Annotated in this window: 12 protein-coding genes; 5 read left to right on the plus strand and 7 right to left on the minus strand. The window is 36.7% G+C overall.

Going from position 1 to position 13,604, the window contains the following annotated elements; genetic code table 11:
* Nucleotides 1-474 precede the first annotated feature (474 nt).
* The 3 genes from MKL51_RS15540 to MKL51_RS15550 all read left to right on the plus strand — a co-directional run bounded on the left by MKL51_RS15540 (nucleotide 475) and on the right by MKL51_RS15550 (nucleotide 4,820).
* The gene (locus MKL51_RS15540) at nucleotides 475-1,464 is read left to right on the plus strand and encodes a LysR family transcriptional regulator (RefSeq protein WP_270904348.1); all 990 of its coding nucleotides are present in this window, start codon (nucleotides 475-477) and stop codon (nucleotides 1,462-1,464) included.
* A 123-nt stretch (nucleotides 1,465-1,587) separates the two neighbouring features.
* Nucleotides 1,588-2,913 (plus strand): hemolysin family protein, encoded by a 1,326-nt coding sequence (locus tag MKL51_RS15545; RefSeq protein WP_002117726.1) that lies wholly within the window; start codon nucleotides 1,588-1,590, stop codon nucleotides 2,911-2,913.
* A 569-nt stretch (nucleotides 2,914-3,482) separates the two neighbouring features.
* The gene (locus MKL51_RS15550; protein ID WP_005802944.1) at nucleotides 3,483-4,820 is read left to right on the plus strand and encodes a CitMHS family transporter; all 1,338 of its coding nucleotides are present in this window, start codon (nucleotides 3,483-3,485) and stop codon (nucleotides 4,818-4,820) included.
* 42 nt (nucleotides 4,821-4,862) lie between these two features.
* Here MKL51_RS15550 and MKL51_RS15555 read toward each other — a convergent pair whose 3' ends face one another.
* Nucleotides 4,863-5,375, minus strand: a complete 513-nt coding sequence (locus MKL51_RS15555; RefSeq protein WP_002117749.1) for a hypothetical protein — start codon at nucleotides 5,373-5,375, stop codon at nucleotides 4,863-4,865.
* Nucleotides 5,376-5,588: 213 nt separating this feature from the next.
* Between MKL51_RS15555 and MKL51_RS15560 the strand changes: the two genes are divergently transcribed.
* Complete coding sequence (locus tag MKL51_RS15560; RefSeq protein WP_005802947.1) at nucleotides 5,589-6,146, plus strand: DUF2239 family protein; 558 nt, start codon at nucleotides 5,589-5,591, stop codon at nucleotides 6,144-6,146.
* A gap of 53 nt (nucleotides 6,147-6,199) precedes the next feature.
* On the opposite strand, the gene cysN is transcribed toward MKL51_RS15560, so the two are convergent.
* The 5 genes from cysN to lysS form a co-directional block, all read right to left on the minus strand.
* Nucleotides 6,200-7,813 carry a sulfate adenylyltransferase subunit CysN gene (gene cysN, locus MKL51_RS15565; RefSeq protein WP_005802949.1) on the minus strand — a complete coding sequence of 538 codons (1,614 nt, stop codon included), beginning with the start codon at nucleotides 7,811-7,813 and terminating at the stop codon, nucleotides 6,200-6,202.
* 30 nt (nucleotides 7,814-7,843) lie between these two features.
* Nucleotides 7,844-8,752 (minus strand): sulfate adenylyltransferase subunit CysD, encoded by a 909-nt coding sequence (cysD, locus tag MKL51_RS15570; protein ID WP_000140408.1) that lies wholly within the window; start codon nucleotides 8,750-8,752, stop codon nucleotides 7,844-7,846.
* A complete protein-coding gene (locus MKL51_RS15575) occupies nucleotides 8,745-8,843 on the minus strand; it encodes a hypothetical protein (RefSeq protein WP_004793966.1) in 99 nt (32 codons plus the stop codon). Before MKL51_RS15575 ends, cysD begins: the two co-directional genes overlap by 8 nt.
* A 288-nt stretch (nucleotides 8,844-9,131) precedes the next feature.
* Nucleotides 9,132-10,586, minus strand: coding sequence for a capsule assembly Wzi family protein (locus tag MKL51_RS15580; protein ID WP_005802952.1), 1,455 nt, complete (start codon nucleotides 10,584-10,586; stop codon nucleotides 9,132-9,134).
* Between the two features lie 185 nt (nucleotides 10,587-10,771).
* Nucleotides 10,772-12,301, minus strand: coding sequence for a lysine--tRNA ligase (lysS, locus tag MKL51_RS15585; RefSeq protein ID WP_270904349.1), 1,530 nt, complete (start codon nucleotides 12,299-12,301; stop codon nucleotides 10,772-10,774).
* Between the two features lie 256 nt (nucleotides 12,302-12,557).
* Between lysS and MKL51_RS15590 the strand changes: the two genes are divergently transcribed.
* The gene (locus MKL51_RS15590; RefSeq protein WP_005075483.1) at nucleotides 12,558-13,046 is read left to right on the plus strand and encodes a YqiA/YcfP family alpha/beta fold hydrolase; all 489 of its coding nucleotides are present in this window, start codon (nucleotides 12,558-12,560) and stop codon (nucleotides 13,044-13,046) included.
* A 15-nt stretch (nucleotides 13,047-13,061) separates the two neighbouring features.
* Here MKL51_RS15590 and MKL51_RS15595 read toward each other — a convergent pair whose 3' ends face one another.
* Nucleotides 13,062-13,502 carry an SRPBCC family protein gene (locus MKL51_RS15595; RefSeq protein WP_005802956.1) on the minus strand — a complete coding sequence of 147 codons (441 nt, stop codon included), beginning with the start codon at nucleotides 13,500-13,502 and terminating at the stop codon, nucleotides 13,062-13,064.
* Nucleotides 13,503-13,604 lie beyond the last annotated feature (102 nt).

Consider the following 13,604-nt stretch of genomic DNA (forward strand, 5'->3'; position numbering starts at 1 on the left):
TCAATTAATCCAATATCCTTTGTTAATCTTCAGTATTTATTTAAAAAATATACCAATAAATCGATATTATAGATAAAACCAAAAACTTTAACACTTTGTTTATAAAAATAAAATTATCCTAAAGGAGTATAGAGTTTTATTCTAAAAACTCAATAAGTCTTATTTTTATACAATTTTTGGAGATTTTCCACTCATTTTTAAATCTAAAAGTCAATTGTAAATTAGGCTATTTTTGCCAATGTAAAAAGTCAATTGATATGCTAGAAATTGAGAAGTTATTCATAAATATATTCTATTTAGATTTCTTTCATTCAAAACTGAGCAAAGACAGTAAAATCGTGCCTTTGAAACGCCTTTCCACCCTACTTAATTCCTACAAAAAATGTCGCTTTTCTCATCATTTTTTCACACAATGATCATTAAATATGGCATAATTTGAAACAATTTCAGGGTTTTATTTTCGGTATTTTTTTTATGAATCTGGAGCGAGTAGATCTTAATCTATTAATATATCTTGATGTACTTCTTCGTGAAAAAAATGTTACGCGCGCAGCCGAACAGCTTGGGGTAACTCAGCCTGCAATGAGTAATATTTTACGTCGCTTACGTAATTTATTTAATGATCCGCTTCTTATCCGTTCTTCCGAAGGGATGACCCCAACAGAACGTGCACTTGAATTACAACCTCGTATTCGTGATGCCCTTTCTGATCTTTCCATGATTTTGGAACCCCGTACCGAATTCCGCCCTTATACAAGTAATCGCGTTTTCCGCATTATGACATCTGACTATGCCGAGGCAACTTTAGTTCCTCGTCTTGTCAAAGCTCTACGCTCTGAAGCTCCAAATGTTGTACTCGACTTTCTTACACCAAGTGATGTGTCTTATAGAGACATGGAACAAGGTAAAGTTGATCTTGCAATTAATAGATTTAATGAAATACCGCAAAGTTTCCACCAAGTTTTAGTTTGGCGTGATAGTTTCAGCTGTATTCTTAATGACAAACACCCTGCTGTAACCCATTTGAATCTTAAAAATTATCTAGATGCACAGCATATCTGGGTTTCTAAAACTGGTATGGGTGTAGGCTTTGGTGTAAATCCAGATAAACAAGGCGGTTTAGGCTGGATCGATCAGGCATTAGAACGTATTGGTCAACGTCGTAAAATTTCTGTATTTACTCGTCACTACCAAATGCCAGCATTACTTGCTCAAAATGTTGACCTGATTGCCACGCTTCCAACTCGAATGGCACGCCTACAAACTCAAAATCCTAAACTGGTTATAAAAGATCCTCCTTTTTATATTCCAGAATTTGAACTTAAAATGGCTTGGTGCCCATTATTACATCATCACCCAGCTCATCGCTGGTTGCGCCAACTTATTTTATTTGTTGCTCGTCAAATGATTGAAGAAGAAAATCGTGAATTTCTAACCAACAATTCGCAATTTTCTCACTATTAAGTAAATTTTGATTTAATTGTCGATTTTAGACATTATCTTCAAGCGCTGAGCAATCAATCTGATTACCTCAGCGCTTTTTTGTGTTAAAACATAGTCATAATAATGATGAACCTCGGGTGATTTGTGAGTCTCTTTCAAAATATCATTATCATCGTACTGCTCATCATCGCAGCAGGCTTTTTATCTTTAACTGAAATTGCATTGGCTGGCGCCAGAAAAGTAAAGTTAAAAATTTTAGCCGAAGCTGGCGAAGAACGTGCCCAACAAGTACTTGATCTACAAGAACAATCTGCCGATTTTTTTGCAGCTTCTCAAATTGGCCTAAATGCAGTTGCAATTTTAGGCGGTATTTTGGGTGAAGCTGCTTTTCGTCCTTTTTTCGTCACTTTAGTTGACCGCTTTTATGAAGGCCCTTGGACACAAACTATCGGTTTTGCCCTCTCCTTCACTTTAGTAACTTCTCTATTTATTTTATTTGCCGATCTCATGCCAAAACGCTTGGCAATGATTGCACCTGAAAAAATTGCAATTAGCGTTATTAACCCGATTCAAGTTTTTATTAAGGTATGTAAACCCTTAGCTTGGGGAATTAATGCTATTGCGAATCTGTTATTTCGCTTGTTTAAAGTCAATACAACACGCGAAGACAATATTACTTTTGATGATATTTCAGCAGTCATGGATGCAGGTGCTCAAGCTGGCGTACTTCAAAAACAAGAACACCACTTTATTGAGAATGTTTTTGAACTAGAAGAACGTACTGTACCTTCAAGCATGACGACACGCGAAAACGTCGTTTACTTCACCTTAAATGAACATGAAGATAGTATTCGTCAAAAATTAGCAGAATATCCTTACTCGAAATTTTTAGTGTGTAATGAAAATATTGATCAGGTTATTGGTTATGTTGATGCTAAAGATTTCTTAGTACGCATTTTAAATAATCAATCACCAACTCAATTGAATGAGTCTACTATTCGTACTGTACTCATGATTCCCGACACTCTCACACTCTCTGAACTACTTGACCGTTTTCGTTCTACAAAAGAGAAATTTGCTGTCGTTATCAATGAATATGCACTTGTTGTCGGAGTGATTACATTAAGCGATATCATGATCACAGTTATGGGTGATTGGGTTACTCCTATTGAAGAAGAACAGCAAATCATTAAACGTGATAATAACTCATGGTTAATTGATGGCAGTACACCAATTGATGATCTAAGACATGCTCTTGAAATTGATGAAATGCCTGATGAAGAAAACTATGAGACGCTTGCAGGTTTCATGATGTACCGTTTACGCAAAATTCCCCGTCCAGCAGATTTTGTGGAATTTGGTGGATATAAATTTGAAGTTGTCGATGTCGACCATTTTAAAATTGACCAACTTCTTGTAACTCGGATTTTAGAACAAACCGAAACACACTCATCAATTGATGAAAACTAATCGTTATTAATTTAAATGCCCCACAATTTAGCTGGGGTATTTTTTTAAAACTAAATAACTTTTTTAAATATATGTAATAATTATTTTAGATTCATTTATTCAATTTGCTCTTTTAATCTAAAAGTATTATTATTTTATTTAACAACTCTATTAAAGCTTAAATACTGAAAATTAATAAAATAATCTATATCTCTTAACTGCTTATAAAGTGATTAAGCCCCATTTACATTGCAAACAAACTTATGTAGCTTAGCTCAAAGTAAGCCCCTAAATGCTTCTTCTTCTCATTTCACTCATCAAAATATATATAATTAAAAAAAATGCCATATAATTTTTATTTTTATAATACCTTTATATTATTTTATAATAGCATTCATTTATTATAAAACCATTATAATCTTAATATATATGTTCAGTATTTCATCTAAATATACCCATCCAAACGAATATATATTAACCAAATAAACTAAATATATTATTTGTCTTTTTAATAAAAATTAATAAGAATAACCAAGGTCAGAGTTTTGAATAAACTTGTTCAGTAAAACTATAGGCAAAGGATTGATTGTATGCTGACATTACTTGGTGTTGGCATGATTTTGTGCTTCATGTACTTAATCATGTCCAAACGTTTAAGCCCTATTATTGCTTTAATTCTCATCCCGTTTATTTTTTCTCTCATTGCTTGGGGCCTAGGTCATTACTTTGAAAGTTTAAGTCACATTGAACTTAAAGGTCTCAGTGAGATGATGCTGGATGGCATCAAAAAATTAGCGCCAACTGGCGTAATGCTTTTATTCGCAATTTTGTATTTTGCCTTAATGATCGATGCAGGTCTTTTCGACCCCCCGGTTAAATGGATTTTGAAAAAAGTTAAAGGCGATCCTTTAAAAATTACTCTAGGAACTGTCTTTTTAACCACTCTCGTTTCTTTAGATGGTGATGGCTCAACCACCTATATGATCTGTGTGGCTGCAATGTTGCCACTTTATCAACGTCTAGGAATGAACACACTCATCATGACTGCGCTTATGCTGTTATGTAGTGGTGTAATGAACCTAACGCCATGGGGTGGCCCTACTGCTCGTGCTGCAAGTGCGTTACAAGTTGATCCAAGCCATATTTTCGTACCAATGATCCTTCCAATGATCATTAGTATTGGTTGGTTATTCTTCTTGGCATATTTATATGGCCGTTATGAGCAAAAACGTTTAGGCGTGATTGAGCTTGAAAGTCATCATGGTGACAATATTACAGTGTCGAAAGACCCTGAAGCGACGCGTCCACATTTACGTAAAGTAAATATGGTACTTACTATTATTCTCATGATTGCATTAATCAAAGGCATTTTGCCAATGTCAGTGCTATTCATGCTAGCGTTCTGTATTGCAATGCTGATTAACTATCCTGATGTTGATATCCAGAAAAAGCGTATCGCAATGCATGCAGATAGTATTTTAGCTGTTGTAGGTTTAATTTTCGCAGCAGGTATTTTCACAGGTATTCTATCTGGTACAGGTATGGTTGAGGCGATGTCTAAAGAATTCGTCGCAATGATTCCTCCAAGCATGGGTCCATATCTTGCACCGATTACCGCTTTAGTCAGTATGCCTTTGACATTCTTTATGTCAAATGATGCATTCTTCTATGGTGTTTTACCAATTCTTGCTGAAGCGGCTTCACATTACGGTATTAGCCCAGAAGCTATTGCTCGTGCATCAATTGTAGGTCAACCAGTACACTTACTATCGCCTCTTGTTCCATCAACTTACTTGTTATGCGGTCTTGCTAAAGTTGACTTTGCAGATCATCAAAAGTTCACATTTAAATGGGCATTTATAACATGTATGGTTTTGATGGGCACTGCATTAGTGATTGGCGTTTTCCCGCTCTTTAGTACACTTTAATTATTCCCCTATAAATAAAAGCCCCAAACGGGGCTTTTATTTTTATTTATTTATATATTCAATCATGGCGTCTAAGAACGCATGAAAGTGCAAGCTAATATCTTCTTCTAAAATTTTATAGGCATTATCAAATTGCACCATTGGCCAACCTTCTTTCCAAAATGGGAAGATGTCATGTAAGTCATGAGTAACTATTGCATCTTCTCGAACAATCGCTTGTGAAATTTGTGCCAAAACTTGCGCTGTTTCTGCACCATCAATAGCTAAATAATCAATACCACGCGCTTTTAAAATACGAATTCGATCTTTTTTATAGCGAATTTTTTTAGCTTGAGCTGCATTTAAACCTAGTGCAAGAGTAACTGCCTCTACAAACTTTTCTTCAAAATTTGTATTCAGTGCCACTAAAGCCTGTTTATGTGCTTCCTGACGTCCTGCTTTTCCCCCGTTACGGATGATCTCATTTGCTTCCGTATCTAGCTTATCTTTTTTCATCGACTGTAAAATGTCTAAAATTTCGATATCGCTTAAAGATTCAGGAGATTGCTCAAACATAGGAGTCTCTATACATACAACTAAAGGCGTATTCTCTCATAAAAGCGATACTAAAACAGAGTAAAATTTTAAATAGCTCATTATCTTGACTATTTTTATAGTCCTAACTTCATAGACTACACTCATAAAATCAAATAATTCTTTGGTTATAATTTTAATTATTTGCCAAATTAATTTTACCCTGATAATATTATTTTACCCAGATAAAAATATATGGCTAAAATGAATACTAAAATCACCTATACTGCCTTCACTGGAAGCACGCTTATTGCGAGTGACTCCCTTATTGAACTTGCAAAAAAACTCAAAGATCTTCCGAAAACAACGGAAAATATTCTGATTTTTAATGATCAAACAGGTCAACAAATTGATCTTGATCTTTCTGGTTCGGAACAAGAATTTCATCAACGTTATGGTGAACCGGAAGAAATTAAAAAAGTTGGACGACCTAAACTCGGAGTAATTTCTCGTGAAATCACTTTACAGAAAAAACATTGGAATTGGTTAGATCAACAAAGTGCGAGTGCATCAGCAGTAATTCGTAAGTTAATTGATAAAGAGTTAAATAACCCAAATTCTGAAGGTAATATTATGCTCGCTAAACAAGCCATCGACCGTTTTATGTCTGCCATGTTGGGCAATATGCCAAATTACGAAGAAGCAACACGTGCCTTATATCAAGGTGATCGAGATATATTTTTAAAGATGATTCAGAGCTATCCTAAAGATTTAAGAGAATATTTAACTTTAAAAGCTCAAAGTATTTTCTAAACCCAATAAAAAAAACCCGCTTAGGCGGGTTTTTTCAAAATTAATTCAGCCTATTAAAGACGGACTAATTCAACAACTTTTTCAACTGCTTCTTCAACGGTTTCAGCAGTAACTTCTGTATCTGTGCCATCCACAGCCGTAGTAATAACTACAACACCTGTCTCACGCAATAAAGTAATTTGCTCAGCAGTTAAGTTGGCTTTTGCAATCGCAACTACACCTTGTTGGATCAATAAGCTTTCTAAAACTTGAGATTTCTCGATTAACTGTGCAGAAATCCCAATCACCGCTGGCTTTTGGCCCAAACGTGCAGCACGATCTTCAGCTGTTACAGGATTACTATGTGCAGTCCATTCAACAGCAGCCTCAACCATACCAGCACCAACCGTTACGTTGCTTAAGCGGTCAATGAAGATGAATGAACCTGTATAACGAGAATCTTGATATTGATCAAACACAACTGGCGCATCGAACTCAACTACAACATCTGCAATTGCATTTAACTCAAGCTCTTCCACATGAGTATGTTCAAGTGTATTCACATTCACTCGATAGTGAATATTAGTGACTTTAGCAGGAACAGTCTGGGTACCAATCTTAACGTTGTATAACTTACCTTTCACGAGCGGATGCTCATTCATCCACACCACTGAAGCACGAACACTACGTGAAATTAATGGTTGCTCGCCAGCACGTACCAAAACGTTACCACGGCTAATATCAATTTCATCATTGAGGGTCAATGTAACCGCTTGACCCGCTACAGCCTGCTCAAGGTTTCCATCAAAAGTAACGATTTCTTTAACTGTTGAACGCTTACCTGATGGCAGTGCAACAATCTCATCACCAACATTGATTTCACCTAAAGCAACGGTACCCGCAAAACCACGGAAATCAAGATTTGGACGGTTTACATACTGAACAGGGAAACGGAATTCGTGTTTATTCGATTCACGACTGATTTCCACCGACTCAAGAATGCTCATCAAGGTTTGACCCTTGTACCACGGCGTATGAGCTGACGGATTCACAACATTATCGCCATTTAAGGCAGAGATTGGTACAAACTGAATATTGGCTGGACGACGATCACCTAATTGGCTTACGAAAGCATCATATTCAATCTGAATTTCAGTGAAACGTTCAGGTGAATATTCAACCAAGTCCATCTTATTGATTGCAACAACGATATTTTTAATACCAAGCAAACTCGCAATAAACGTATGGCGACGAGTTTGAGTTTGTACACCATAACGCGCATCAATCAAGATGATTGCCAAGTCCGCAGTTGACGCACCTGTTGCCATGTTACGTGTATATTGCTCATGCCCTGGGGTATCAGCAATAATAAACTTACGCTTTTCTGTTGAGAAATAACGGTAAGCTACGTCAATGGTAATACCTTGTTCACGTTCTGCTTGAAGGCCATCTACTAGTAACGCCAAGTCTGGTGCATCACCCGTAGTTCCTACTTTTTTACTGTCACGCGTTACTGCTTGCAATTGATCTTCATAAATCAATTTTGAATCGTAGAGTAAACGTCCAATAAGCGTACTTTTACCATCGTCTACGTTACCGCAAGTCAAAAAGCGTAGAAGGTCTTTTTGTTCATGTTGCTTTAAATAGGCCAAGATATCTTGACTGATTAATTCTGATTGATGAGACATTGCTCAAACTCCACAAATTTAGAAATTGTCTTAGAAATAGCCTTCTTGCTTTTTCTTTTCCATTGAGCCCGCTTCATCATGGTCAATCATACGACCTTGACGCTCAGAACTCGTGGCTAAAAGCATCTCTTGGATAATTTCAGGTAACGTATCTGCTTCAGACTCAACTGCACCAGTTAACGGGTAACAGCCAAGCGTACGGAAACGTACAGACTTCATCTGTGGAACTTCACCCTCTTTTAGACGCATACGCTCATCATCAACCATGATTAACGTACCGCTACGCTCTACTACTGGACGAACAGCAGAGAAATAAAGAGGAACGATTTGAATATTTTCTAAATAGATATATTGCCAGATATCCAACTCAGTCCAGTTAGATAAAGGGAATACACGAATACTTTCGCCTTTGTTCACTTTACCATTGTAAAGGTTCCAAAGTTCAGGACGTTGGTTTTTAGGATCCCAACGATGTTTACTATCACGGAATGAATATACGCGCTCTTTCGCACGTGATTTTTCTTCGTCACGGCGCGCACCACCAAAAGCAGCATCGAACTGATATTTATCCAAAGCCTGTTTTAAAGCCTGGGTTTTCATAATATCCGTATATTTCGAACTGCCATGATCAAATGGGTTGATTCCTGCTTCACGGCCTTCTTTATTCTGATGAACAATTAAATCAAAACCATGTGTTTTTGCCATGTTATCGCGAAACGCGATCATGTCTTTAAACTTCCAGCCCGTATCTACATGTAATAAAGGGAAAGGAAGTTTTGCAGGATAAAATGCCTTCAATGCAAGATGAAGCATCACAGCCGAGTCTTTACCAATTGAGTAAAGCATGACTGGATTTTCAAATTCTGCGGCTACTTCACGGATAATATGAATACTCTCAGCTTCAAGTTGCTTGAGATGTGTAAGTCTTGATTCAGTCATGAACACGCCCTTCTCTATCCATTTTGCCCATAAAATCTAGAAGTAGTATTAAACCACCACCTAGAAGACCATGTGGAGGAACGAGTGCCATAACAACTCCAATTTTTCGTGATAGATAATCAAACCACAAGCCTTTATATGGCTTATAGCATTAGTTATGCATTATAGTGATTTAAAACCGATTCCTTTTGCTTGTTTTTTCATATTGATATTCGATTTAATCATATACATGTAATATGCTGATTCACATGCATAACTTTGTAATCCTAGCTTGTATAGTCAACTTAAGCAAATCATGTTCTAGTCTTTAGATTTCTTTAAAAACCATAAAAAAAGAGAAGCATTAATCGCTTCTCTTTTTTTAAAACATAATCTAATCTTAGAAACCAAACATTTTACGTTCTAATGGAATTTCAATACCAATAGATGCGCCTACATCATTACCCTCAAGATCCGAATCACTTACCCATCCATTAATTTTTAATGGAAGATCAGGTTTGATGAAATGCGTCCATGTTAAATCAAGCGCTTTAATTTCATCATCTTTAGGGAATGCTTTATTGATTGCCAAGTTAGATTGGTTAACTTTAACCACCATTGCACGACCACTTAAACGGTTCATGACATCAAAGCGGATATCACCACCCACTGAATACATTTGCCCGTCACCACCCATCGCATGACCTAACGAGAAACCATGTTGATAATAGCCATCTGTATATTGGTGGTGATTATATGAAATCCCTCTTGCATCACCATTTGTACGTGTATCTGCCCATTCAGCATAGAGTTGATAAGGCATATTATTAACTATTGAAGAATAATCTGCTCCAGCCAAATACATTTTTTTAGATGGTAAACCACCCGCCTCATCTTCCCCTACATATTGCCCGTAAACACTGACTGGGATATTAAACAACGGTTGTAATTGTAAACGAGCATCAAAACCTGCTAACTGATTAGATGCATTATCTTCGCCCACACAACTACTTTCAGTACAACCATTATCTTTACCGATAATCGCATTCCAATAGGCTTTAAAACTATTTGGCTGACCATCTCCACCAATTTGAATCGCTCTAGAAGCACCAAGTTCTAAAGCAGGATATGGTTGTGCAGTTAAACGCATCCCAATTAATTTTGCATTATGTATTTTATAATCATCTAATTGACCAGCAAAAGCTTGGTATTGCCAAGGTCCAATCCAAGACAACCATTTTGTCTCAAAAGCATTTTGCACAGCACGTTGTGCAGTTACCCCATAAACTGGTCGACTAGCATCACCACGAATTAAGCTACCATCGTGTCCAGGTCCCCACCATGTTGGAATTTGACCTGCAACTACCCATTGATTCCAAAGTTTACCAGCGACATATGAACCTTCAACATTAACGTCTTGTCCATTATCAATTTGAGGATCTTTTTCTGCATTTACTCGGATTTTAGCATCCCAGTTTTCACCGCCAGCATTAAACTCTAATGAACCTTGGTACTGTGATTTTTGGTTATCGCCAAATGCTTGTGGAATATTTTTAATATCAGATTCAGCAAAAGCACCCACTTTAACTGTATTGTTATCTGCTTTTAACGCATTAAGTACTGAATTAATAACTTTTTGTTGAGCTGGATGCGTCACTTTTGCTTGAGAAAGTGCTCTTTGAATTTCATCACCACTTAACGGCCAAGTTGAAGTGCTAATACTGATAACACCTTGTTGATTTAACCAGTTTAAGTCGGTACGTAAGTCTTCATTATTTAGCACTAAACCTTGTGCAAAAATAGCGGATGAAGCAGTTGCCAATATTGCAATTGAAAGTGTTTTTCTTAGAAACATGCCAGCCAATTCTCAAAGTTATTTATGAGCAACACCTTAAATTTTTTATCACAACTTTGCAATTGTTAAACTGTGCAATTACATTTTTTAACGCTATCTTAAGATTAGTATAATTAGGTAAGTTTCTAGATATAAAAAGTAATAAAAAAGGCAGTATAAATACTGCCTTTTTGCATCTTAGAAGATTAACCTTCTTTACGGCGCATATGCGGGAATAAAATTACATCACGAATACTTGGTGCGTCAGCAAATAACATAACCAAACGGTCAATACCAATACCTTCACCTGCTGTTGGAGGTAAACCATATTCAAGTGCTTCAACAAACTCTGCATCGTAATGCATTGCTTCATCATCACCAGCGTCTTTTTCAGCAACTTGCGCTTGGAAACGCTCAGCTTGATCGATTGGGTCATTTAACTCGCTGAAGCCATTTGCTAACTCACGACCACCGATGAAGAATTCAAAACGATCTGTAACGTGTGGATTGTCATCATTACGACGCGCCAATGGAGAAGTTTCCGCTGGGTAATCAGTAATAAATGTTGGCTGACGAAGTTTAGTTTCAACAGTTTCTTCAAATACGATTGTTTGAAGCTTACCTAAACCAAAACCTGGCTTAACCTCTTCTTTCAACTCTTCACGAATAAATTTTGCAAGAAACTCGCGATCACCTACATTTTCAGGTGTGAACTGCGGATTATTCTCTAAGATCGCATCGAACATAGAGATTTTCTTGAATGGTCCTTTGAAGCTAAATACTTCACCTTGGTAAGGAACATCAGTTGTACCTAGAATATCCAAAGCCAACTTTTCAAGCATATTTTCAGTCAATGCCATTAGGTCTTTATAATCAGCATATGCCTGATAAAACTCGATCATCGTGAATTCAGGGTTGTGACGTGTTGACACCCCTTCATTACGGAAGTTACGGTTGATTTCAAACACACGCTCAAAACCACCCACAACTAAACGCTTCAAATAAAGTTCAGGCGCAATACGTAAGAATAAAGGCATATCCAAAGCATTGTGATGTGTTTCGAATGGACGTGCAGAAGCACCACCTGGAATCACATGCATCATTGGCGTTTCAACTTCCATGAAACGCTCATTGTTTAAGAATGCTCGAATACCTGCAACAACTTTGGCACGGATTTCAAAAGTCTTACGTGTTTCTTCATTCACAATTAAGTCAAGGTAGCGTTTACGGTACTTAACTTCTGTGTCATTTAAGCCATGAAATTTATCTGGTAACGGACGAAGAGATTTTGTAAGAAGTTCAAAACCTTCAAGATGAACATATAAGTCACCTTTGCCTGAACGTCCGATATAACCTTCGGCAGCAATAATGTCACCAAGATCTAAACCTTTAATAGTTTCAAGAATATCTTTTGGTAAGCCTTTACGGTCAACATATAACTGAATACGACCTGTCATGTCTTGAATCACCATGAAAGAACCACGGTTTAACATGATACGGCCAGCCACTTTTACATAGACATGCTCAGCGCTTTCAATTTGTTCTTTCGACTGATCTTTAAATTGTTCTTGTAGATCAGCTGCGTAATGTTCACGCTTAAAAGTATTTGGCCAAGGACTCTTTCCAGTTTCCTTCGCAACATCTTGGATTTGCTTTAATTTGGCATGACGCTGTGCAATTAAATCGTTTTCGGAAATAGTTGGTTCAGAAGTCGATTGAGCGTTTTGTTGCGTCATCTCTGCCTCGATTAAGTAAAAATGAAGTGGCATAGCTTAACAGATTGCAGGAGTTTTTCGAATGATTTCAATCAAACAAAAATGAAAAAAGACAATTTATAGAAAAGAGCAGTACTTTTTAAAGGAAAAATGACTTAGACCAATCGCTAAGATCATTTTTTAAAGCTTTTAGTAAAATATAAAAAAATCCAAATAACCTCGATATTCAAAGGCCCTATTTGCCTTGTATTTTATCAATGAGATTGTGTCGTAAATAATGAAAATTTTATTTTTACATGGCTTGGATTCTTCTCGTGAATCGACAAAGTTCCACGCCATTTCACATCCTGAAAAATTTTGTATTGACGTTGATTATCGTAACTTAAGTTATGCATCTGTTGAGTACTTTTATCATCAGGCTATTCAGACGATCAAACCTGATTTACTGGTTGGTCACAGCCTTGGAGGATATTGGGCCTTAAAAACTGCCGCTCAACATAAATTAGCTGTGATTGTGGCAAATCCAAGTCTTACCCCTAATTTTCGGGCAGACTACCCTCAGCTTTCCGAAGAAGAACTTACTCACTCTAATCCTAAAATGGCTTATTTAGAATTAGGAGATGAGCAACTTGATATGTATCAGGTTCAAGAAAAACTTGCGCCCTACATGAATATTGAAACCTTTGAAGGCGGACATCATCGTTTGGCCTATCCTTCTCGCCTCAATGATTTGATTATGAAAATTTATAAAAAATATTTGGCTTAAATTAATGCAGATTGCCTATTTTTCTTCTGCCAATTTCTTGATTACGTCAAATCCTTGAACGAAGCCACTTTTCAACATACCCATGTATTCAGGTAAGGTGGCTAATTCGACTTTTAAAGTAGTTACACTATCGTGCTGGCTCAAAAAATATTTTTCTTGGGAACCACTCCAGCCTTTAACTTCTTCTCTTTCTAAATCTTCCTTACCGTCCTTAATCATTCCTAAATGTTTAAAAATCAAGATTTCCGGCTTTTTCAATTCTTCAATGGTGGAAACCATGCCATTGCCTTCGCCATCTAAGAAATAAGTTTTACCACCAATTTGCCAATCGGTACACATTGAGGAATCTGGGGCAAAAAATTTTGTCCAAGCATTATATGTCTCGCTATTCCAAAGTAATTCCCATACTTTCTCTATAGGCGCCTCAATCTCTACTTCATATTCTAAATTTTCCATATTTTACTTCCCTGATTTATGCCGTTTTTATGATGTCGACTTTTAATTTTCGCGTTTAATGATGACATCTGTTGAATCTTTATTTGTTGTTATTTAGCTTTC

The sequence above is a fragment of the Acinetobacter sp. AOR18_HL genome, from assembly GCF_027855145.1.
GTDB classification, from domain to species: Bacteria; Pseudomonadota; Gammaproteobacteria; order Pseudomonadales; family Moraxellaceae; genus Acinetobacter; species Acinetobacter pittii.